Below are 23,005 nucleotides of genomic sequence, written 5' to 3' on the forward strand. Positions count from 1 at the left end.
TATTTTCCTATTACAAAGTGCAAGATACGCAGCCTTCGACTTCAGTTCCTTCGAGGGCAGTTTGGCGTAATCGGATGTAATACAATGTCTTGATTCCTTTTCGCCAGGCATATATTTGCGCTCGGTTAATATCTCGTGTGGTGGCATCATCTTTAAAAAATAGAGTCAAAGATAAACCTTGGTCAACGTGCTGAGTTGCCATGGCATAAGTATCAATAATTTTTTCAGGGCCGATTTGGTAAGCATCTTGGTAATATTCTAAGTTTTCATTCGTCATGAAAGGAGCAGGGTAGTAGACACGACCAATTTTACCTTCTTTACGAATTTCAATTCGTGAAACAATCGGGTGAATGCTTGATGTTGAATTATTGATATAAGAAATGGACCCAGTAGGAGGTATTGCTTGCAAGTTTTGGTTATAAATCCCATAGGTAATGACAGACTGCTTTAAAGCTTGCCAATCTTCACGAGTTGGAATTTCGATACCCGAACGTCGGAATAATTCCTGAACGGTTTGTGTTTTTGGTAGCCAAATATTGTTGATATATTTATCAAAATAATCACCAGAGGCATAGGTTGAATGTTCAAAACCAACAAATGCAGTTTTTCTTTCGATGGCTAATTGGTTTGAAGTTTTTAATGCGTAATAGGTGACCGCATAAAAATAGATATTGGTGAAATCGAGCGCTTCTTCTGAGCCGTAATAAATATGCTCCCTTGCCAAGTAGCCATGTAAATTCATTTGACCTAACCCAATCGCATGCGATTGTCGGTTACCTTCAGCAATGGAAGGGACAGAGCGAATATCGCTCATATCGGAAACTGCGCTCAATGCTCTAACAGCTGCAGCTATTGATTGGGCGAAATCCGGTGAATCCATTGTTTTAGCAATATTCATGGAGCCTAAATTACAGCTAATATCTTTACCAATTTGTTGATAGCTCAAATCGTCTTCATAAACGCTAGGGCGATTAACTTGCAGTATTTCTGAGCAAAGATTGCTCATATTTATGCGCCCTGCGATAGGGTTAGCTCGGTTGGCAGTATCTTCAAATAAAATATACGGATATCCAGATTCAAACTGGATCTCAGCTAAAGTTTGGAAAAATTCCCGAGCATTAATTTTGTATTTTTTTATCGCTTTGTTATTGACCATCTCATGGTATTTGTCTGTAACGCTAATTTCAGACATAGGAACCCCATAGATGCGCTCAATATCATAAGGAGAGAACAAATACATGTCCTGGTTATCTTTCGCTAGCTGGAAAGTAATATCGGGGATAACGACCCCTAAAGAAAGTGTTTTAATCCGTATTTTTTCATCTGCATTTTCACGCTTAGTATCAAGAAAACGCATAATATCAGGGTGATGAGCATGCAAATAGACGGCACCGGCGCCTTGCCTTGCACCTAATTGGTTGGCATAAGAAAATGCATCTTCTAACATTTTCATGACAGGAACAACACCAGAAGACTGGTTTTCAATCAGTTTTATTGGGGCGCCTTGTTCCCGCAAATTGGTCATTAGAAAGGCGACTCCGCCACCTCGTTTGGATAGCTGCAAAGCCGAATTCACAGAGCGGCCAATAGATTCCATGTTGTCTTCGATTCTTAAAAGAAAACAAGAGATTAGCTCACCGCGTTGTTTTTTACCGCAGTTAAGGAAGGTGGGAGTTGCAGGTTGGAAACGACCTGTAATAATTTCATCGACATACAATTTAGCAAGAGATTCACTCCCTTGCGCAAGCGTTAAAGCAACCATACAAACGCGATCTTCATAGCGTTCGAGATAGCGTTTGCCATCAAAAGTTTTCAGCGTATAGCTCGTGTAATATTTAAAGGCACCGAGAAACGTTTGAAAACGGAATTTATGAGCGTATGCCTGTTTAAATAGTGCTTTGATAAATTCAAAGTCATATTGTTCTAATACACTGTTTTCGTAATAATTTTCTTGTACTAAAAAGTCTAATTTTTCTTTTAAATCATGGAAAAATACGGTGTTTTGGTTCACATGCTGTCGAAAATAGTGGTGAGCCGCTTCTTTGTCTTTATCAAATTGAATACGGCCTTCATTATCATATAAATTCAACATCGCATTGAGCGCATGATAATCCACATCTGATATATTTTGCATTTTATCCATTTGGAATAACTCTAGTTGTTTGTACGTTGCCAAAACGTTTTTAGGCCTTGTTGAACGGACTGAACATCTTTATCAGTACCAAGAAGTTCAAAACGATATAGGTAGGGGACATGGCATTTTTGCGCAATGATATTTCCAGCTATCGCATAGGCATCACCAAAATTGGTATTACCCGCAGCAATAACACCGCGGATAAGTGTGCGGTTGACTTCAATATTAAGAAATTGGATCACCTCTTTTGGGACAGCACCTTTGCTACCACCACCACCGTAGGTCGGCAGCAATAAAACATAAGGTTTTGTCGCAATTAGACTATTTTCGTGGCTTCCAATAGGCAACCGCGTTGCTGGGACACCTAGCTTTTCAATAAAGCGATGGCAATTTCCTGAGCGACTTGAAAAATAGATGAGTGATTCCGTTTTCATAACACCACCTAAGCGGCTAATAAGCTAATCATGTCTGGTCGAAAACCTGCCCAATGTTTGTCTCCCGCAATAACAACAGGAACTTGCTGGTAGCCTAATTTTCTGACTAATTCAAGAGCTTGGCTGTCTTCAGTAAGGTCAATGATTTGGTAGGAAATAGATTTGCGATCTAAGGCTTGATAAGTTGCATTACACTGAACGCAGTTAGGTTTACTATAAATGGTAATCTCAGCCATGTTATTTACCTTTTGAATGTTTAATAGCAGTAAAAATAAGGTGCGTGACATATAAATACTATATATAGATTTTTAACTTATCAACCACACAATATGTAGTGAATAGAAAATATTGAATGATAATTATTCTAATTATTAGCTAGGTGGTTATTAACATTGAAAATAAAAAAGTATGGTATTGGATGATTCAGATAGACTCTCTAAGAAAAAAGATCATTGCAAAGTGGAAATAATTTACTCTATAACTGTATATACAATCAGGTAATTGAGTCCTTTTGAGGAGATACTATGTACCATCAATATTTAGCAACACCGGATAAATTTCCTAAACCGTGGATACATATTACGGCTGATGATGACGGAATAACGAGCCTCTATTTTGTGGATGAAAAAACAGAAAAAGAAACGAAGAATGAGCACTCCAAGCTTTGTGTGAAAGAATTAAAGGAATACTTTAATCATAAAAGAACCGTTTTTACGGTTGCATTAAATCCACAAGGAACAGAGTTTCAGAAAAAAGTGTGGAAACATCTTTGTGGGATCCCTTACGGGGAGCGATGGAGCTATAAAGATTTGGCGTTAAAGTTAGGCTCCGTAAATTATTGTCGTGCGGTCGGTATGGCAAACTCACGTAATCCAATCTCATTAATTGTTCCTTGTCATCGCGTACTTGGGCATGATGGAAAATTAGTGGGGTATACAGGGGGATTAGATATTAAAGATTGGTTACTTTTGCATGAGAAGTAAACACTAAATAATTAGTTATAGGTAATACTATTGGTTGTAATAATTACTATTGGTAAGAATTATTGTCAAAATCAGAACCTATTCTATCGATAAATAATATTTTTTTATCTTTTTAGTCCATTTTCGTGATCTAGGTTGTAGACAAGTAACTGAGAAATCTGATGTACTGAGCTTGATACAGATGGTGTGTCTATTTTATTTTAAAGGTAATATTTGATGTCTAAAGTTAAAGGTAACGTTAAGTGGTTCAACGAATCTAAAGGTTTTGGTTTTATCACTCCAGAAGATGGTAGCAAAGATGTATTTGTTCACTTTTCTGCGATTATGGGCGATGGTTTTAAAACCTTAGCTGAAGGCCAAAAAGTGGAATTTGAAATTACTGAAGGTGCTAAAGGCCCATCTGCTGCTAACGTTATTCCTCTGTAATTTTTATAATTAAGATTAAAACGAACAGCTGAAAACTCGCCCTAGCTATCTAGGGCGAGTTTTTTTATCTATAAAAATAAAAAAGGCCTGATATAAACCAGACCTTTTCATCTATAAATTATCTATAAATTAAACAGTTGAGATTATTTAACTTCTTCGCCTTTAGCTTGTAAATCGGCATGATAAGAAGAGCGAACGAATGGGCCACAGGCTGCGTGAGTGAAGCCCATTGCCATGGCTTCTTCTTTCATTTCATCGAACTCAGCAGGGCTGACGTAGCGTTTGACGGGTAAGTGATGGCGACTTGGTTGTAAGTATTGGCCTAGTGTAAGCATCGTTACACCATGACGACGTAAGTCGCGCATAACCTCGATAATTTCTTCATTGGTTTCACCAAGACCGACCATTAACCCCGATTTAGTTGGGATATTTGGATGTGCTTCTTTAAATTTTTCGAGTAATTTTAAAGACCATTCATAGTTAGCGCCAGGGCGAACTTGGCGGTAAACACGTGGCACATTTTCAAGATTATGGTTAAACACATCAGGTGGTGTTGCGGTTAAAATCTCTAATGCGCGATCCATACGGCCGCGGAAGTCAGGAACCAGCGTTTCAATTTTAATTGATGGGCTTTTTTCACGAATAGCACTAATGCAATCAGCAAAATGCTGTGCTCCACCATCACGTAGGTCATCACGGTCAACAGACGTAATGACGACATAGCGTAGCGCCATATCTTTAATAGTTTGCGCTAATTTTTCGGGCTCGTTGGCTTCTGGTGCATTTGGGCGACCATGGGCAACATCACAGAATGGGCAGCGGCGGGTACAAATAGCGCCCAAAATCATAAAGGTCGCGGTACCATGGTTAAAACACTCAGAAAGGTTAGGACATGATGCCTCTTCACATACAGAGTGTAAGCCATTTTTGCGCATGGCTGCTTTAATGCCTTGAATACGAGTGGAATCAGCAGGAAGCCTAATTTTCATCCAGTCAGGTTTACGTAGAATTTCTTCTCGTTCAGTCACAACGTTTTTGACAGGGATCAGCGCCATTTTGTCGGCGTCACGATATTTAATTCCGCGTTCTATCTGAATTGGTTTACTCATAATATGACGGTTCCAGTTATCTTTTATGCTGATGGATAAGTGATAATTCTAAATAAAACTGAATGGAGACTGTTATCCATTCATTAAAATATTTTTTAAAAATGTTAAAAAATTATAGCATTATTATTGAACAATATGAAATCCTAGTGTGTCACAGAATTGGCGAATTAGCACAGGCTGAACATCGGAAACTGATACTTTGGGAGCAAGATTACTCATTTGAGTCATCTTTAATTCACTGTAACCACAAGGATTAATACGATTAAAGGGTTCAAGATCCATATCAATATTCAATGCGAGGCCATGAAAAGAACAGCCTTTCCTTATGCGTAATCCGAGGGAGCAAATTTTGTCGCCATTAACATAGACACCGGGAGCATCAGGGCGAGGATACGCTGCAATATTAAAATGGGCAAGGGTATTTACGACGGTATTTTCTAATGCGGTAACTAGCTCACGAACACCAATTTTATTGCGTTTTAGATCGAGCATAACATACATCACTTGTTGCCCTGGCCCATGATAGGTAACTTGGCCGCCTCTATCACTTTGGATAACAGGGATATCACCAGGGGCAAGAACGTGCTCCGCTTTTCCGGCTTGGCCTTGGGTAAATACGCGAGGATGTTCAACTAGCCAAATTTCATCATGGGTTTCTGGCGTACGGTGTTCTGTGAATTGGTGCATAGCATCAGAAACAGTTTGATAAGGAGCAAGGCCAAGTTGGCGTATGGTTATACATCTATCTGACAAAATTTAGGTGTCCACGTTGTCTTTATCGTTGCGGGCAGTATAACGCCTATGTTTGCCATACTTCAAGTTAACATACGACTGGATGCTTGCATAAAATGTGATTTAGATTGGAAACAAATGTTATTTAGGAGTGAATATATTGCATTTTAACGTAGGGCATAAAAATGAAAAAGGCCGAATAACAGTAGACTATTCGGCCTTTGATAACTTGTTGTTTAAAGTACAACTTTCACTAACTCTAATGCACCTAACTCAGTATACAAGGTTTCAACTTGTTCAATATGAGTTGCATTGATAGTAATAGAAACTGAGTGATAATTGCCTTTGCTACTTGGTTTTACGTCTGGGCTATAGTCACCTGGCGCATGACGCTGTACCACTTCAATCACTTGATCAACCAGTTCAGGCTGTGCCAAGCCCATCACTTTGTAGGTTAATGGGCATGGGAACTCAAGCAGTTCACCTAATTTCGTTTTCATGGGCACTCCTAATTTTTAAATTGGGCTGCTGGCTGAAAAAGATTGGCTGGTATTAAACCAGCCAATGAGATGTATTCATCCAACAAACATTTCGGTACTTATCTATTTCGATATTTACTATATGGGGACGACTTATTTTAGTTTCAAGTCTTAACCAAACCAGCGATGAAAGAGTAATTTTATGTAGTCAATTAACCGACTGAAAAAACCACCTTCTTCAACATCTTTTAACACTGCTAAAGGGTGCTGTTCGATGATTTTACCATCAAGTTGGAAGCTAATTGTCCCTACTTGTTGGCCTTTGGTTAATGGTGCTTCTAGTTCAGTTGTCGTTAATTCATAGCTGGCTTTTAAATCTTTTAAGCGGCCTCGTGGGATAGTGAGGTATAAATCTTCGGTCACACCTAATTTTACTTCATTTTCATCACCAAACCAGACTGGCACACTGGCAAAATCCACATTGGCTTGTAATGGTTTAACGGTTTCATAAAAGCGGAAACCGTAAGTGAGTAATTTTTTACTTTCGGCATCACGGCCTTTGCTACTTTTCCCCCCCATAACAACGGAGATCAGGCGCATGTCACCTTCAGTTGCTGATGCGACAAGGTTATAGCCCGCGGCATTAGTATGGCCTGTTTTGATGCCATCAACAGCTAAACTCTTATCCCACAACAGCCCATTGCGGTTTGTTTGACGGATGTTGTTAAAGGTAAACTCTTTCTCTTTATAAATTGCGTATTCTTCAGGCACATCACGTACTAGCGCTTGCCCAATAAGAGCCATATCACGTGCTGAACTATATTGGCCCTCAGCATCTAACCCATGAACAGTTTGAAAATGGGTATTTTTCAGCCCTAATTTGTTCACGTAACCATTCATTAGCTGAACAAAGTTGGCTTGGTCACCCGCAATATAGTCGGCCATTGCAACACAGGCATCATTACCTGATTGCAAGTTAATGCCACGAGTTAACTGAGAAACGCTAACACGATCGCCTGGTTTTAAGAACATCAATGATGAGCCTTTAAATACTGGGTTACCAGTAGCCCACGCATCATTTCCAACCGTGACAATATCATTTTCACCAATTTTGCCTGACTTAATTGCCTGACCGATAACATAGCTGGTCATCATTTTTGTCAAACTCGCCGGATCACGGCGTTGGTCAGCATTACTTTCAGCGAGAACTTTGCCTGAATTATAATCAATTAAGATATAAGCTTCTGCATCAATAGCGGGCGCTGCAGGAATTGATGTATTTGGGAAGGTTTCATTAGCGTTCGCAATGTTAGCAGTCATAAGAAGGAGTGCGGAACCCAGCACAGTATGACGCACGATGCGTGATGGAGCGACATTATTCATGGTTTTACCATTACATCCGAAATTCGGTTAACACAAGGAGGCGCAGTTTAGCAAAAGAACGGGATAAGAAAAAAGTGACTTTTGCGCTGTACCAATGATTTTTTTGTCAGTTGAATATTGCCTGTATTTAGGTTGCCCAAAATATGATTGAGCAACCTAAAGTTACATAGCTCTATGGTGCAACGACCATTGACGATTGGTTTTTTTCAGACTGTAAACGGCCTTGAACCTCAACAGCTTGTTGCCTTGTACTAAATGGCCCTAGCTGTACTCGGTAAATACCATTATAGGGTTGTAGACGGCCTGGAACATTAAATTGTGTTTTCAACTCATTCAGCATATTTTGCGCGTTGGCTTGGCTACTAATGGCACCAGCTTGAACAAGAAAACCACGCTCTGGAACTGGTTCTTCAGCTACAACGGCTGCAGGTGGCGGTGTTGGTGTTTGCAGGTTCATGTCTGGCATAGTAGGCTGCATCGGTTCTTTGGGCTGCTGAACTGGCAATGTATTTTCCGGAGTTGGCAAGTTTTCCATCACAGGGGTGCCCATTGGGCCAGAGCCTAATTGTGGGCGTCCCGGTAAAGCATAGCTCTGTTTCACAAAGTTAGAACCTACTGTTCCTGTCCCTGATAAGGAGCCATCTTGGGCAACTTGAATGGCATCAATTTTAATTTTTGTCGTAGGCATTAAATTCAGGCGGTCAGCGGTAGCTCTTGAAACAGCAATACTTTTACCTGGAACATAAGGCCCGCGGTCATTAACACGAACAACCATCATGCGGCCATTCATCATATTGGTGATACGTACATAACTTGGGATTGGCAAAGTCGGGTGAGCCGCTGTTAATTCCACTGGGTTAACGCGTTCCCCAATCGCAGTCATATTACCTGCAGACTCAGCACCATAAATGGATGCATAACCCACTTGGCTAAATTGTGATGGGTCACGTACGATTTGGTATTGTTGACCATTACGTGAGTAATCATTATTTGCGGTTGGATGATACGGCTCATAATGAGGCTCTGCACCTAATACATCTTGAGTGGGTACATTGGTTGGCACTTGGGCTGGTTGTTTAACTTCATCTGTCACACAGCCACTGAGTAGCGCGGCTGTGACGCCAAGCATTATCCATTGTAAACGCATACTAAGCCTCATTTTATAAACTTTTAGAAAGGAATTTTCGGTGTGTATGTATCGACATGATAATACCGAATCCAGCCATTAAAACAATCAATGCGGAGCCCCCATAACTCACTAAAGGGAGGGGGACACCAACCACAGGTAATATACCACTGACCATACCGATATTCACAAATACATAGACAAAAAGGATTAAGATCAAGCCGCCAACCATAACTCGACCAAAGGTGTTTTGTGCGCTAGCAGCAATATAAAGCCCGCGAATAATCAGTAAAAGGTATAGGCCAAGTAAAATGAGCACCCCAACTAAGCCAAGTTCCTCTGCTAACACAGCAAAAATAAAGTCGGTATGTCTTTCTGGCAAAAATTCAAGCTGTGATTGAGTGCCATGTAGCCAACCTTTCCCCATTAACCCACCAGAACCAATTGCAATTTTTGACTGGATAATATGGTAACCAGCCCCTAATGGGTCAGTTTCTGGGTCTAATAACATCATGACACGGGCTCTTTGGTAGCCATGCATTAAAAAGAACCACAGCAGGGGAATGAAGGCCGCGAGCGCAATCGCTGCAACAGTAATAAGCCGCCAACTCATTCCTGCAAGGAACAAAACGAACAAGCCTGAAGCTGCAACTAAAATTGAAGTACCAAGGTCTGGTTGCGCCGCCACCAATAATGTGGGTACAAAAATCAATACTAGTGCAATTACGGTATTTTTGAATGAAGGAGGGCATAGGTCTCGGTTCATAAAACGAGCGACCATTAAAGGGACGGCAATTTTTGCAATTTCAGAGGGTTGGAACCGAATGAACCCTAAGTCTAGCCAACGCTGAGCCCCTTTACTTATCTGCCCAAAGACATCAACAAAAACCAGTAAAATAACGCAGAAGATAAACAGGTGAGGTGCCCAATTTTCATACATTCTAGGGGGGATCTGCGCCATCACTATCATGACGACGAAGCCTGTCGCTATCTGCCCTAATTTACGCTCCATCATTTCAGGATCTTGGCCGCTGGCACTCCACATAATAAATGCGCTGTATGCAAGCAACGCGATAATAATTAGCAGCATAGGCACATCTATATGCAGACGTGTGGATAACGAAATTTTTTTCTTATCGTCTGTCATATTCTTTATAGCTCTTTGTTATTCATAGAATTGCGCATCAGCGATCTTCTCCTGCATTGGTTGCTGACACTGCGACTTCGGTTCGGTTATCACCAAGAAGAACGTGGTCAAATATTTGCCGCACAATATCACCGACTGCTGGGCCTACGCCCCCATTTTCTAAAATAATCGCAACGGCAATAGTGGGTTTATCATACGGAGCATAAGCAATCATTAACTTGTGGTCGCGCAAGTGCTCTGCCAGCTTACTGGCGTTATAGGTTTCATAGCTGAAGACTTGTGCGGTACCAGATTTCGCAGCTGCTTTATATGGTGTGCCAATGAAACTGCGGCGGCCAGTACCATTTGGTGCATTGGCTACACCGTACATTCCATGCTTAGCTAGTTCCCAAAAACCTGAGTTAATATCGCCAATTTGTTTGGTTTCTTTGTCTTCATAAGGCACCATGGCATTACCCAACTTTGTGCCGTAGAGTAAATGAGGGGTCTTAACTTGACCATCATTTATTAATGTCATCAATGCTTTTGACATTTGAATTGGAGTTGCTGTCCAATAGCCTTGTCCTATCCCAACAGGGATCGTATCACCTTGATACCAAGGTTTTTTATAGCGTTTTTGTTTCCATTCACGGGTTGGCATTATGCCAGAACGCTCTTCAGCCAGGTCAATACCCGTATAATCGCCAAAACCAAAACGGCTCATCCATTCAGAAATACGATCAATTCCCATATCATAAGCGACTTGGTAGAAGAAGGTATCCGCAGATTCAATAATGGATTTCGATACGTTAAGTTTACCGTGCCCCCAACGCTTCCAGTCGCGGTAGCGTTTTTCTGAACCCGGTAATTGCCACCAACCAGGATCAAAAATAGTCGTATTTGGCGTGATTACTTTTTCACTCAATGCGGCGACAGAAATAAAGGGTTTTACTGTTGATGCAGGGGGGTAAAGCCCTTGAGTTGTCCGGTTAATCAACGGCCTATCAGGGTTATTTAATAACGCTTGATAATCTTTATTTGAGATACCGTTAACAAACAAGTTAGAGTCATAACTTGGATTAGACACCAAAGCCAAAATTTCGCCATTACGTGGGTCAGTGACCACAACGGCAGCACGGCTAGTGGTTAACAGTTTTTCGATATAAATCTGTAATTCGAGGTCAATGGTAAGGTAGATATCCCGACCAGCTTGCGGTGGTTGTTCATGAAGTTGGCGAATAACACGACCACGGCTATTCACTTCAACTTCTTCATAACCTGTTTTGCCGTGTAAGATGTCTTCATAATAACGTTCAATACCTAATTTACCGATATCGTGGCTAGCGGCATAATTGGGTAATAAACCTTCTTTATCAAGACGTTCAACATCTTTGTCATTAATTTTTGCCACATAGCCAATCACATGGGTTAGTGCAGAACCGTATGGGTAAGAACGACGTTGGTAGCTTTTGACCTCTAAACCAGGAAAACGGTACTGGTTAACAGCAAAACGAGCGACTTGGACTTCGTTAAGCTGTGTTTTTAGTGCAATAGAGGTAAACCGACGTGAGCGCTTACGCTCTTTTTCAAAATTAGTGATGTCTTCGTCAGTTAAATCGACCACACTACGAAGATTATCTAAGGTTTCTTGTAGATTACTGACTTTTTCGGGCACGATTTCTAACTGGTAAAACGTGCTATTAAGTGCGAGCTGGGTTCCTCGACGGTCATAAATAATCCCACGGCTTGGTGCAATAGGCACCAATTTGATTCTGTTATCGTTTGACCGCGTTTGGTAATCTTCATGACGGACAATTTGTAAGTGATACAAATTCGTTACAAGAATAGACGTTAAAATGACAATCACACCGAAGGCGATAAGCGCTCGGCGGATAAACAAAACTGATTCAGCGGTATGGTCGCGAAAAGGGGTGCGTTGTGTTTTCATCCCATTGCCATTTTGAACATATTTAAACCTGACTATTCCCTGTGATAAGGGTGGTTAGTCGTAATACTCCATGCGCGATAAAGACTTTCAGCAACAAGGACACGAACCAGTGGATGGGGCAGCGTAAGTGGTGAAAGCGACCAGCTTTGCTCCGCGGCTGCTTTGCAAGCGGGTGAAAGACCCTCGGGACCACCGATTAATAAACTAACATTACGGCCATCTTGTTTCCATTTATCGAGCTGTACGGCAAGTTTTGGGGTATCCCAACGATCCCCTGGAATATCCAAAGTGACGATGCGATTTCCTTTACCTACAGCTGCGAGCATTAATTCGCCTTCTTTTTCTAGAATGCGCTTTATATCTGCATTTTTCCCGCGTTTTCCTGCTGGAATTTCCGTTAATTCAAATGGCATATCTTTAGGAAAACGGTGGAGGTAATCCATAAAGCCGGTCTGGACCCAGTCCGGCATTTTTGTTCCAACGGCGATGAGCTGTAATTTCAAACTCAGCTCCAAAGCTTTTCTAATTCATACATACGACGACTTTCTTCTTGCATAATATGAACAATGGCATCGCCAAGGTCGACGACAATCCAATCAGAAATGCCTTGCCCTTCAACACCCAATGGCATTAAACCATTTTTTCGGCAAGCTTCGATTAATCTGTCAGCGACTGACATCAAATGGCGGCTTGATGTCCCTGTACAGATGATCATCTGATCGGTAATACTTGATTTCCCTTGAACATCGATAGTAATGATATCTTCTGCTTTAGCATCATCAAGCTGATCGATAATAAATTGTTGGAGTTCAGTTCCTTGCAAAAGGTTCACCTTTTATTCAAATAAACAGAATATCACGTTAAACACTGTTTGTAGTTTGTAGATAAAATAATAGCTGATAACGAATCAAACACATTAACAGCCTTGTTATTTTACCCTAGATTTTAAGAAAAATCGGCTAAATTATTTTTTATTCATTGTGGAGTGAAATTTATAGGGATATCCGTACATTTGAGCAAGAAGTTTGTGTTAACTTTACAAAATAACTCTAGAAACTGTACTCCTGAAAAACATTTTAGGATGAGATAGGTATTATGCAAATAATTAAGCCAAAAGTTTTTATATTTGAAGGGATTAATCATCTTCCTGTTAATATTCATCGACAAGTGAGTTCCATGGTTGAATTTATGACGGATTTTTCCCATGAGGACAGGCAAAACAAAGTTAATGGTATTATTTGCTTTGGCCAGCAACTCCCTGAATTACAGGGGCTATTCCCTGCTAACATTCCAATATTAACCAGTGATAAACTACAAGATACAACGTTCTGGGACTGCTTTTTGACGAAATTGTATACGTTACAAAGGTTAGATGGCTTATACAACGAGTTAACACATCACAACATTATTCAATTTCATAGCTGCCACAAATATCTCATCATGGCGTATTCCCCTGTTGGCTATCAGTATACAGGGCGTTTAGTGGCGAGTATTAAAAGCAGTACCGACCTCGTGTGTTTTTTTAATCAATATAAAGCTTGTTTAATGGAAATATTGGCGACAGTGCCAGCAAGAAATACGGAAGTTAATGCGCTGAGCCATATGCAAGGTTATTTCAAACACAAAGCCACGAAGGATGAGAAAAAACGCTTATTATGGCTGATTAACGACTATTTAGCGGGGAATTTACCGTTAAATAGGCCGTTAGAGATGATGAAACAATTGCTTATTCAATACCCAGACAACTATTTAATAGAGCAAGTCATTTTTGAGCCATATCCGAATAGTTGTTCAATAAGGGAGCTCCCTTATTGCTGATAAAGGTGATGTTGATGAATATATTGCAGAACTGCATCTGGAATTAAATCGTGACAAGAGTCGCCTGAATTTAATTTTTCGCGGATCTCTGTTGCTGAGATATTTACCAGTGGAGTATCTCCAATAAAAATATACCCATTCGCCACTTGGCTTAAGGCAATAGGGTCTGTTGTTTGATGTTCTAACAGCCAGTTTTGCATTTTAGGATCGGTAAACTGTGTGGCATATCCCGGTCGGGAACAAACCAATAAATGGCAGTTATCAAGTATCCGCTCCCAGCCGTGCCATTTATTAATCGACAATAAGGAATCTTGACCAATAATAAACGCCAGAGGTTTTTCTGGCCCAATTTCTTGGCGTAATTCAACCAGTGTTTCTATCGTGTAAGAAGGGCTATTTTTTTCTAATTCACGTGTATCGATAGCAAATAAAGGCGCATTTTGAATTGCGAGTTTCACCATTTCTAAACGTTGTGATGGCGTCGCTTCTGGTTGTGGGCGATGGGGGGGAACGTGGTTAGGTAACAAGATAACTTTTTCGAGCCCAACTTGTTGAGCAAGTGCTTGCACTGGACGTAAATGGCCAAAGTGAATGGGGTCGAACGTCCCACCGAATAATGCGAGCAAGTTATGCTGTTTTGAAAATGAGTTACTCATGAATAAAATTCTCTGCAAATGCTTTACCACATAATAGCATAGACAGTGACTGCAGGTCAGGCCATGGAGAATGGCTAAAATCTTGTTTAATATTGATTTCTGCTTGCGTTAATAACATTAATGCAGATTGTAATTGATGCAATGTTAAACGTTGTAAGGCTTCCGTGAGCACACCTCGGCGGTTTTGCCACACTTTGTGTTGATCAAATAATGTCTTTAACGCGGTTGTTGCCGACTGGCGTTTTAATGTAATAAGTAACATTAGATCGCGCTGGATTGATCGCAATAAAATAACAGGCTCAATATCTTCTTGCTGCAATTGCTCTAAAATATGCCATGAACGGCGGGATTTACCCGCCAATAGGGCATCAACCCAATGGTAGGGAGTAAAATGCGCAGAGTCATTAACGGCACTCTCAACCCGAGGATAGGTGAGTTTACCATCTGGATAAAGAAGAGACAGCCGCTCAAGTGCTTGCGCCAAACCAAGTAAATTCCCTTCATAACAGTAACAAAGTAGCTGGTTAGCTTCGGTTTCTAACGAAAGCCGCATACTGTAGGCGCGTTTAGAAACCCATTGTGGTAACCGCTGATATTCAGGCGTTAGGCAGCTGATATAAATAGCATCTTGGCTAATTGCTTTAAACCAAGCACTGTTTTCTTGTGCTTTAGTGAGCTTATGACCACGTAACACAAGCAGGAGATCTGAATGCAGTAATTGCGCCAGTTGGTTCAGCTTTTCAGCCATGGCGGCATTAGGGCCATTTTCAGGCAACAACAGCGTGAGAGTTTGACGGCTAGCAAATAGGCTGAGAGCTTGGCAGAGGCTAAAAATCTCATCCCAATCAGTATTTTGCTCTAGAGAAAACGAAAAATGCTCTTCAAAGCCTTGCTCTTGTGCCGCTTTGCGGATGGCATCTTGGCTTTCTTGAAGAAGAAGGGGCTCATTACCCCAAATTAAATAGCGGCCTCTTAGAGACTCTTGTAACGAAGAGGCCAGCTGTTCAGGATAGATACGTGTCATTATGGTTGAGTATTCGTATCAGCCGCTTGGTTTTTTGCTTTTTCAAGTTCTGCTGAATGAACAAGCAATAATTTACGCACGATATTGCGTGCAGCTTGTTCTTGCATTTCTTGCCTTACAATTTCTTTTTCAGCATCTTTCGCCAGTGCTTCTAAAGGGTTGTCGAAGAAAGTGCGTTCAACACGGCTTTGTAAAGGATAGATAGCACCATCAGGCATTAACACTTGCACATTCATTACCAGTGTTAATTGTTTCTCTGCCGCTTTACCATCCTGATAAACGGACACAGTTTCAGTGTTTTCATTAGAACTCAGAACTTTCAAAATGGGAACACCGGCTCTTCCAGTTTCGAGAATGGTCACATTATTGAGCCGCAGTTGTTCCCTAAGCGCCCTTGTAAGGTAGCTATATGGATCACTTGAACTTAGCTGCAAAGTTCTCAGTTCCTCAGGAATTTGAGTTGTTCCTTGAAGACGAAAACCGCAACCTGCGGTGACTAGCACCGCCAGGCTCAAAAATAAAGTTATCAGATAACGCACCTGGCCTCCTTATCAGCCAACAACCTAATATTAACCTACAACAAGGTTTAGCAATTTGCCTGGGACATAGATTACTTTGCGGATGCCAACACCTTCAAGGTATTTCGCTACGCTCGGTTCATTTTTTGCCATATCTAGGACAAATTCTTGGTTTGCATCAGCCGGAACGGTGATACGACCACGAACCTTACCATTAACTTGAACGACAACCAGTTTGGTATCGTCAATCATGGCTTTTTCATCAGCAACAGGCCATTGTGCGAAATCGATGTCTGTTTGGTGACCGAGCGCTTTCCACATTTCAAAGCAAGCATGTGGAATGATTGGAGATAGCATAAGTGTGATAGCTTCGAGAGACTCTTGAACTAATGCACGGTCTTGTTCCGTTTCTTGTGGCGCACGAACCAATTTGTTCATGAATTCCATGATAGCAGCAATTGCAGTGTTGAATGCATAACGACGGCTGAAATCATCAGAGACTTTCGCGATTGTTTTGTGCAGATCACGACGTAAGTCTTTTTGTTCAGGTGTTAATGTGCTGATATCTAAAGGTGAAGTTGCACCTTTTTGTGAGTGCTCGTGTACTAAACGCCAAACGCGACGAACGAAGCGGTTAGCCCCTTCAACGCTGGATTCTTGCCACTCAAGGGTTAACTCTGGTGGTGCAGCAAACATCATAAATAGGCGAACGGTATCCGCACCGTATTTTTCGACCATTAATTGTGGGTCAATACCGTTGTTTTTCGACTTAGACATTTTGCTCATACCGGTATACACCAGTTCATGGCCTTCATTATCTACGGCTTTAATAATACGGTTTTTGTCGTCACGTTCAACAATGGCGTCTGTAGGAGAAACCCAAACACGCTGACCATCGCTGCCCGTATAATAGAATGCATCAGCAAGCACCATGCCTTGGCACAGTAAGCGTTTTGCTGGTTCATCTGAGTTGACTAACCCTGCATCACGCATCAACTTATGGAAGAAGCGGAAATACATTAAGTGCATGATGGCATGTTCGATACCACCAATATATTGGTCAACCGGTAACCAGTAGTTTGCTGCCTCGGGGTCTAACATGCCGTCGTCATATTGCGGGCAGGTATAACGTGCATAGTACCAAGAAGATTCCATAAAGGTATCGAAGGTATCGGTTTCACGTAATGCAGGTTGACCGTTAATGGTCATTTTTGCCCACTCAGGGTCAGCTTTAATTGGGCTGGTAATGCCGTTCATCACGACATCTTCTGGCAAAATGACAGGTAACTGGTCTTCAGGAACAGGAACGACAGTACCATCTTCCAATGTTGCCATTGGGATTGGTGCCCCCCAGTAACGTTGACGTGAAACACCCCAGTCACGTAAGCGGTAGTTTACTTTACGTTGACCTGCACCTAGTGCGACAAGTTTATCTGAAATGGCATTGAAGCCAGCTTGGTGGTCTAATCCACTGAATTCACCTGAGTTAATCAGTGCATTTTTTTCGGTCATCGCTTCTTGGGATAAATCAGGCTCATTGCCATCAGCATCGGCAATAACTGCTTTGATGGGTAAGTTATATTTGTGAGCGAATTCCCAGTCACGTTGGTCATGGGCAGGAACGGCCATAACAGCACCAGTACCGTATTCCATTAAGACAAAGTTAGCGACCCAAATTGGCAGCTTTTCTTGGGTTAATGGATGAATAACGAATAAACCGGTTGCCATACCTTTTTTATCCATGGTTGCCATATCTGCTTCCGCAGTTTTGGTATTACGGCACTCATCAATAAATTGGGCTAATTTAGGGTTATTTGTCGCGGCTTCTTTAGCCAGAGGGTGACCTGCTGCAACAGCCACATAAGTTGCCCCCATAAAAGTATCAGGGCGAGTGGTATAGACTGTTAAGGTTTCATCACGGTCTGCAACATTGAACGTGATCTCAGTCCCTTCGGAACGGCCGATCCAGTTGCGCTGCATGGTTTTGACTTGCTCTGGCCAGTCATCTAATTTGTCAAGGTCGTTGAGCAGCTCTTCTGCGTAGTCGGTAATTTTAATAAACCACTGTGGGATTTCTTTGCGCTCAACAGGGGTGTCACAACGCCAGCAGCAGCCATCAACCACTTGTTCATTCGCCAAAACAGTTAAGTCATGTGGGCACCAGTTAACCGCAGAGGTTTTTTTGTACACTAAACCTTTTTCATACAATTTAGTGAAGAACCATTGTTCCCAACGGTAATATTCAGGGGTACAAGTCGTGACTTCGCGATCCCAATCGTAACCGAAACCGAGCATTTTCAGCTGGTTTTTCATGTAATCGATATTGGCATAAGTCCAAGGCGCAGGAGCAGTATTATTTTTAACCGCAGCACCTTCAGCAGGCAGACCAAACGCATCCCAACCAATTGGTTGGAGAACGTTTTTCCCCAACAAACGTTGGTAACGAGAGATAACGTCACCCATGGTGTAGTTACGTACGTGGCCCATGTGTAGTCGACCAGAAGGGTAAGGTAGCATGGACAGGCAGTAGTATTTTTCTTTGCTGTTGTCTTCAGTCACTTTGAAAGTTGCTTTTTCATCCCAGTGACGCTGTACTTTAGGCTCTATATCTTCTGGACGATATTGTTCTTGCATGGCACCGATAATCCTATGGTGAATAAATGCTACATCTGTAGCGTGAATGTCTTTCTTAATTGAGATCGCATAGCATAGCGGATCTACACCGAAAACAACAATAGTTGATTAGCTGAACCTACGAGGGAGGCTGGATATTGCTTTTCGGGGAACGGATCAGGATATTTTACGCTGATAACCAAACAACTTAACTAAAAAGTTTGTTAAATGGTAGTGGTTTATTGATCTATTTCGAATTCAGGTTGTTGTTGTTGATTTATTTGCTAATAGCGCAGTGATAAGACGAGGGAGCTAATGAGCTCCCTCTTGAATATTAATGGAGGATTTTTGCGAGAAAATCTTTTGCACGGTCGGATTGTGGGTTAGCAAAAAAATCTTCTTTTTTACTGTCTTCAACTATCTTGCCTTCATCCATAAAAATAACACGATTAGCCACTTTTTTGGCGAATCCCATTTCATGGGTAACCACCATCATGGTCATGCCTTCATTGGCTAATTCAACCATAACATCAAGCACTTCGTTGATCATTTCTGGGTCTAGCGCTGAAGTAGGTTCATCAAATAGCATAGCGATAGGATCCATACACAGTGCTCGAGCGATAGCGACACGCTGTTGTTGCCCACCTGAAAGCTGAGCTGGAAATTTATTGGCATGGCTGGATAAACCTACGCGTTCCAATAATTTCAAACCTTTTGCTTCCGCTTCTTTTTTATCGCGGTTTAATACCTTAACTTGCGCTAATGTCAAATTTTCAATAATCGACAAATGAGGAAAGAGCTCGAAGTGTTGGAATACCATCCCAACTTTAGAGCGAAGTTTTGCAAGGTCAGTTTTTTTGTTATTAACTTGAATATCATTCACAAAAATCTCACCCTGTTGAATCGGCTCTAAACCATTCACTGTTTTTATTAATGTGGATTTACCAGAACCAGATGGCCCGCACACAACCACAACCTCACCTTTTTTAACTTCAGTTGTGCAGTCTGTAAGCACCTGAAATTGGCCATACCATTTGGATACATTTTTCAGGGTTATCATGAAACAGTCCTTTTCTTAAGATAATTCACTAACATAGAAGCGCCAAAACTGACAATAAAGTACACCAGACCCGCAAACAGTACCATCTCTACTTGTGTCCCATCACGCTCACCAATATTGGTGGCGGTACGGAAAAAGTCTGTCAAACTGAGCACATACACGAGGGATGAGTCTTGGAACAGCACAATCCCTTGAGTTAACAACAATGGCACCATGGCTTTAAAGGCTTGCGGTAACACCACGAGCCGCATAGTTTGCATATTTGTCATTCCCAAAGCTAACGCCGCAGAGGCTTGTCCTCGTGAAATACTTTGAATACCAGCACGAATAATCTCAGAGTAATAGGCCGCTTCAAAAAGAGAGAAGGCTATCATTGCAGAAATTAAACGAATATCATTTTTTGGTGATAAGCCTAGAACATTTTGTAATAAGCTAGGTACGATTAAGTAAAACCACAGTAAAACCATAACCAACGGAATAGAACGGAATGTATTCACATACAAGGCCGCAAACCAGCTAATTGGTTTGAATGTGGATAACCGCATCACGGCAAGGACGGTACCCCACAAAATTCCGACCACTATCGCGGTTAGTGTGATTTTTGCTGTGACAATAAAGCCATCGATTAAAAAGGGCATACTCGGAGCAATTGAGCTCCAGTCAAATTCATACATCATTTTACCGCCCTCCAAGAGTGCCTGGTAAGCGAACTTTGCGCTCTAATAACGTCATCAGAATCATGATAATGACGTTAATACCGACATAAGCTAACGTAATTGCGGTAAAGGATTCCCATGCGTGAGCAGAATAGTCCAATAGCTTTCCGGCTTGTGCTGCCATATCGACTAAGCCAATGGTTGACGCAATGGCTGAGTTTTTAACCAAGTTCAACATTTCTGACGTCATTGGTGGCAAAATAACCCGATAGGCATTGGGTAATAGAACGTAGCGATAGGTTTGTGGCAAAGTCAGCCCCATTGCGAGTGCGGCACTTTTTTGCCCTCTAGGTAGTGACTGAATGGCTGCGCGCACTTGCTCAGTCATCCGCGCTGCGGTGAATAACCCAAGGCAAAGCATTGAGGAAATAAAGAATTGATAGTTAGGGGCTAAATCCATTTTAAACCAATCCCCGATTGAACGCGGGAGAAGTTCTGGAATAACTAAATACCAAGTAAAAAATTGTACAATAAGCGGCACGTTACGGAATAATTCTACGTATGCGGTACCTAAAAAAGCTAAAAAACGGTTAGGTACTGTACGTAAAATACCGAAGAATGAACCGACTAGAAATGCAATAATCCAAGCGCAAATAGAAAGTGTTACGGTGACTTCGAGGCCAGATATTAACCACCCTAAGTAGGTGGTATTCCCAAATGGGGCTTCCTGAAGGAAAATCCCCCAATTCCAGTTAATAGACATAATATTGACTTCCTGTGGGCAATGTAATTCCCGAATACTGTCGTAAGAGAGGATGCAAGGCGGGGAACGACCGCCTTGCAATTCTTACTTCAGTAATACCCTGTTTGTCTTTTTATTAGTTTAATGCTTTGTCATTTGGTTCTTTAAATAAGGCTTTCATTTCATCGGACAAAGTAAATTTCAGGTTCAGATTTTTTGGTGGAATAGGCTGATTGAACCAGCGGTCAAAGGATTTCTCTGCGACCCCCGAGGTCTGTGCATTCGCAATGGTTTCGTCGATAAGCGCTTTAAATTGAGGATCATCTTTACGCAACATACAGCCATAAGCTTCTTCAGTTTGCGGTTTGCCAACGATTTCCCAGATATCCGGTTTTTTCGCTTTTGCTCGCTCACCCGCTAACAATGCATCATCCATCATAAAGGCGACAGCACGGCCTGACTCCAAGGTACGGAATGAGTCACCATGGTCTTTCGCGCTGATAATGCGCATTTTCATATTTTTTTCATCATTCAACTGATTCAACAGAATTTCAGAAGTCGTACCTGAGGTCACGACAACATTTTTACCAGCTAAGTCAGCAAAGTCTTTTACACCGGAATCACCTTTGGTGAGTAAGCGTGTCCCGACCACAAAGATAGTGTTAGAGAAAGCCGCTTGTTTTTGTCTTTCTACGTTATTGGTTGTTGAACCACATTCAAAATCAAATGTGCCATTTTGCAGGAGTGGAATACGGTTTTGTGATGTAATGGGAATGAGTTTGACTTGCAGATCAGGCATGTTTAATTTTTTCTTCACTGTATCAACAATGGCATTTGAATAATCCTGCGAGTAACCAACCACTTTCTGGCTATTATCATAGTAAGAGAACGGTACGGATGATTCACGATGACCAACAACTATTACACCGTTGTCTTTGATTTTTTTCAGAGTGCCGTTTAATTCTTCTGCTTGGACTGCGCAGGTTGCACCTAAAATCATCATCGATAATACAAGTTTACTTATACGCATAATTACAACTCCTTTAGAACATCGGTGTAAACCCGTTGTAATTTTAAGGGGTCATCACGAGATAACACCTGAATTACTGTGGTTTTGTAGTGTTGTGTTTGCAAATATTTCGCAGATTTAGACAATACCGCGATTATCCGCTATATGTTTTATTGTTGTTAAAAAGTAATTAAATTTGTTAATTAATGAAAACAAATTGTTTCAATTTCGGGAGCTGTCTCGCATATTATTTGGGTAATTTTTGAATTACCGCACTAACATGGTGATTTGCCACTTAATATTGTCCTAAACTGATAGTCACGCACTGTTAAGGTGCAATCTATCTTCATTTCATGTCATATATTGGATAAAGCAATTTACGTGCCTAGTTTTGATGGAACTGCATTTTTGTTCATTGGGAAGAGAATAATATTTGTAAAGTTAGCTGATGACACTTGTACGGAATATTTTGCTGTGTAAGATGTAACCTCTATTTAACTTATAGACGGTGTAACGGTATTAATCAAAGACTGGTTTTTATCGTTATGGTTATCAAAGTCGCATAATTAGTATTATTTCAGGAAGTTATACCAAGGTGCGCATGAACAGGCATTTAAAATTAGGTAAAGGATTAGTGATATTCGCCTGTCTGATGGTATTGATTTGTATGAATCAACGCGCCGTCGGAGAGCGTCTGCTCGCCAATTTTTTTGTGCCCGACGTCTTAGCTCAAGTGCAAATTAATACTGGAGCTAACCTTTCCTATATCGAACAATCACAAGTAAAACAAGGTGATGGCAGTAGTACACATCTTTCTAGTTGTGAACTGAGCGCCAAGTCATTAATGACTTTGTTACCTGCTGTGCTTGAACCATTCTTCTTTATGCTCCTTACTTTGGCTGCGCTAACTTTATTTTGTACTAATCTATTTATATCTAGAGCAAATAATGAAGAGAAGCATGCCCCTCCAAGAGTCAGAAGACACTTACAATTTTGTAATCTTCGGAATTAACACACAACGAATAGGGA

The 23,005-nt window shown here is 41.2% G+C and carries 24 protein-coding genes; 4 read left to right on the top strand and 20 right to left on the bottom strand.

Annotated features, from left to right (window positions below; translation table 11 throughout):
- Nucleotides 1-10: 10 nt before the first annotated feature.
- From nrdE to nrdH, 3 genes are read right to left on the bottom strand one after another with little or no spacing between them, the layout of a single operon-like run.
- Nucleotides 11-2,143 carry a class 1b ribonucleoside-diphosphate reductase subunit alpha gene (gene nrdE / locus PSE83_RS19260; RefSeq protein WP_004257107.1) on the bottom strand — a complete coding sequence of 711 codons (2,133 nt, stop codon included), beginning with the start codon at nucleotides 2,141-2,143 and terminating at the stop codon, nucleotides 11-13.
- 11 nt (nucleotides 2,144-2,154) lie between these two features.
- Entirely contained in the window at nucleotides 2,155-2,568 is a 414-nt protein-coding gene (nrdI, locus tag PSE83_RS19265) for a class Ib ribonucleoside-diphosphate reductase assembly flavoprotein NrdI (RefSeq protein ID WP_004257105.1), read from the bottom strand.
- 8 nt (nucleotides 2,569-2,576) lie between these two features.
- Complete coding sequence (gene nrdH / locus PSE83_RS19270) at nucleotides 2,577-2,804, bottom strand: glutaredoxin-like protein NrdH (protein ID WP_036957963.1); 228 nt, start codon at nucleotides 2,802-2,804, stop codon at nucleotides 2,577-2,579.
- 288 nt (nucleotides 2,805-3,092) lie between these two features.
- On the opposite strand from nrdH, the gene PSE83_RS19275 reads away from it, so the two are divergent.
- Together PSE83_RS19275 and cspE are read left to right on the top strand one after the other, a co-directional pair.
- Nucleotides 3,093-3,551: a methylated-DNA--[protein]-cysteine S-methyltransferase gene (locus PSE83_RS19275; protein WP_004257101.1), complete on the top strand. Its 459-nt coding sequence runs from the start codon at nucleotides 3,093-3,095 to the stop codon at nucleotides 3,549-3,551.
- 216 nt (nucleotides 3,552-3,767) lie between these two features.
- Entirely contained in the window at nucleotides 3,768-3,977 is a 210-nt protein-coding gene (gene cspE, locus PSE83_RS19280; protein WP_004257099.1) for a transcription antiterminator/RNA stability regulator CspE, read from the top strand.
- 143 nt (nucleotides 3,978-4,120) lie between these two features.
- Here the strand turns inward: cspE and lipA are convergent, their stop codons facing one another.
- From lipA to rsfS, 9 genes are all read right to left on the bottom strand, one after another.
- On the bottom strand, nucleotides 4,121-5,086 hold the full coding sequence (lipA, locus tag PSE83_RS19285) for a lipoyl synthase (RefSeq protein WP_272661032.1): 966 nt from the start codon (nucleotides 5,084-5,086) through the stop codon (nucleotides 4,121-4,123).
- A 123-nt stretch (nucleotides 5,087-5,209) separates the two neighbouring features.
- A complete protein-coding gene (lipB, locus tag PSE83_RS19290; protein WP_071585879.1) occupies nucleotides 5,210-5,824 on the bottom strand; it encodes a lipoyl(octanoyl) transferase LipB in 615 nt (204 codons plus the stop codon).
- A 230-nt stretch (nucleotides 5,825-6,054) separates the two neighbouring features.
- Nucleotides 6,055-6,318, bottom strand: a complete 264-nt coding sequence (ybeD, locus tag PSE83_RS19295; protein ID WP_004257083.1) for a DUF493 family protein YbeD — start codon at nucleotides 6,316-6,318, stop codon at nucleotides 6,055-6,057.
- Between the two features lie 150 nt (nucleotides 6,319-6,468).
- Complete coding sequence (gene dacA, locus PSE83_RS19300) at nucleotides 6,469-7,680, bottom strand: D-alanyl-D-alanine carboxypeptidase DacA (RefSeq protein WP_094961795.1); 1,212 nt, start codon at nucleotides 7,678-7,680, stop codon at nucleotides 6,469-6,471.
- 172 nt (nucleotides 7,681-7,852) lie between these two features.
- Nucleotides 7,853-8,827, bottom strand: coding sequence for an endolytic peptidoglycan transglycosylase RlpA (rlpA, locus tag PSE83_RS19305; RefSeq protein ID WP_036957957.1), 975 nt, complete (start codon nucleotides 8,825-8,827; stop codon nucleotides 7,853-7,855).
- 13 nt (nucleotides 8,828-8,840) lie between these two features.
- Nucleotides 8,841-9,953 (bottom strand): peptidoglycan glycosyltransferase MrdB, encoded by a 1,113-nt coding sequence (mrdB, locus tag PSE83_RS19310; RefSeq protein ID WP_004257071.1) that lies wholly within the window; start codon nucleotides 9,951-9,953, stop codon nucleotides 8,841-8,843.
- 37 nt (nucleotides 9,954-9,990) lie between these two features.
- Nucleotides 9,991-11,880 carry a peptidoglycan DD-transpeptidase MrdA gene (gene mrdA / locus PSE83_RS19315; protein WP_004257068.1) on the bottom strand — a complete coding sequence of 630 codons (1,890 nt, stop codon included), beginning with the start codon at nucleotides 11,878-11,880 and terminating at the stop codon, nucleotides 9,991-9,993.
- A 32-nt stretch (nucleotides 11,881-11,912) separates the two neighbouring features.
- Nucleotides 11,913-12,383, bottom strand: coding sequence for a 23S rRNA (pseudouridine(1915)-N(3))-methyltransferase RlmH (gene rlmH, locus PSE83_RS19320; protein ID WP_036957956.1), 471 nt, complete (start codon nucleotides 12,381-12,383; stop codon nucleotides 11,913-11,915).
- A gap of 2 nt (nucleotides 12,384-12,385) precedes the next feature.
- Nucleotides 12,386-12,712 (bottom strand): ribosome silencing factor, encoded by a 327-nt coding sequence (gene rsfS, locus PSE83_RS19325; RefSeq protein WP_004257063.1) that lies wholly within the window; start codon nucleotides 12,710-12,712, stop codon nucleotides 12,386-12,388.
- Nucleotides 12,713-12,975: 263 nt separating this feature from the next.
- Here rsfS and PSE83_RS19330 point away from each other — a divergent pair, with 263 nt between their 5' ends.
- Entirely contained in the window at nucleotides 12,976-13,698 is a 723-nt protein-coding gene (locus tag PSE83_RS19330; RefSeq protein WP_272661033.1) for a YbgA family protein, read from the top strand.
- On the opposite strand, the gene nadD is transcribed toward PSE83_RS19330, so the two are convergent.
- The 8 genes from nadD to PSE83_RS19370 all read right to left on the bottom strand — a co-directional run bounded on the left by nadD (nucleotide 13,689) and on the right by PSE83_RS19370 (nucleotide 21,997).
- Nucleotides 13,689-14,354, bottom strand: a complete 666-nt coding sequence (nadD, locus tag PSE83_RS19335) for a nicotinate-nucleotide adenylyltransferase (RefSeq protein WP_206277454.1) — start codon at nucleotides 14,352-14,354, stop codon at nucleotides 13,689-13,691. The genes PSE83_RS19330 and nadD overlap by 10 nt on opposite strands.
- The gene (gene holA / locus PSE83_RS19340; protein ID WP_004257053.1) at nucleotides 14,347-15,378 is read right to left on the bottom strand and encodes a DNA polymerase III subunit delta; all 1,032 of its coding nucleotides are present in this window, start codon (nucleotides 15,376-15,378) and stop codon (nucleotides 14,347-14,349) included. Before holA ends, nadD begins: the two co-directional genes overlap by 8 nt.
- Nucleotides 15,378-15,917 carry an LPS assembly lipoprotein LptE gene (lptE, locus tag PSE83_RS19345; protein WP_036957952.1) on the bottom strand — a complete coding sequence of 180 codons (540 nt, stop codon included), beginning with the start codon at nucleotides 15,915-15,917 and terminating at the stop codon, nucleotides 15,378-15,380. The genes holA and lptE overlap by 1 nt, the downstream gene beginning before the upstream one ends.
- A 30-nt stretch (nucleotides 15,918-15,947) precedes the next feature.
- Complete coding sequence (leuS, locus tag PSE83_RS19350) at nucleotides 15,948-18,530, bottom strand: leucine--tRNA ligase (RefSeq protein ID WP_164565436.1); 2,583 nt, start codon at nucleotides 18,528-18,530, stop codon at nucleotides 15,948-15,950.
- A 313-nt stretch (nucleotides 18,531-18,843) separates the two neighbouring features.
- The gene (locus tag PSE83_RS19355) at nucleotides 18,844-19,569 is read right to left on the bottom strand and encodes an amino acid ABC transporter ATP-binding protein (protein ID WP_004257041.1); all 726 of its coding nucleotides are present in this window, start codon (nucleotides 19,567-19,569) and stop codon (nucleotides 18,844-18,846) included.
- Entirely contained in the window at nucleotides 19,566-20,243 is a 678-nt protein-coding gene (gene gltK, locus PSE83_RS19360; RefSeq protein ID WP_036958176.1) for a glutamate/aspartate ABC transporter permease GltK, read from the bottom strand. Before gltK ends, PSE83_RS19355 begins: the two co-directional genes overlap by 4 nt.
- A 4-nt stretch (nucleotides 20,244-20,247) precedes the next feature.
- A complete protein-coding gene (locus tag PSE83_RS19365; protein ID WP_094961800.1) occupies nucleotides 20,248-20,988 on the bottom strand; it encodes an amino acid ABC transporter permease in 741 nt (246 codons plus the stop codon).
- 115 nt (nucleotides 20,989-21,103) lie between these two features.
- A complete protein-coding gene (locus PSE83_RS19370) occupies nucleotides 21,104-21,997 on the bottom strand; it encodes an amino acid ABC transporter substrate-binding protein (protein ID WP_272661034.1) in 894 nt (297 codons plus the stop codon).
- Nucleotides 21,998-22,577: 580 nt separating this feature from the next.
- On the opposite strand from PSE83_RS19370, the gene PSE83_RS19375 reads away from it, so the two are divergent.
- A complete protein-coding gene (locus tag PSE83_RS19375) occupies nucleotides 22,578-22,988 on the top strand; it encodes a metal resistance protein (RefSeq protein WP_112307277.1) in 411 nt (136 codons plus the stop codon).
- Nucleotides 22,989-23,005: the final 17 nt, after the last annotated feature.

It is taken from the genome of Providencia sp. PROV150, from assembly GCF_028481025.1.
Classification (GTDB): Bacteria; Pseudomonadota; Gammaproteobacteria; order Enterobacterales; family Enterobacteriaceae; genus Providencia; species Providencia hangzhouensis.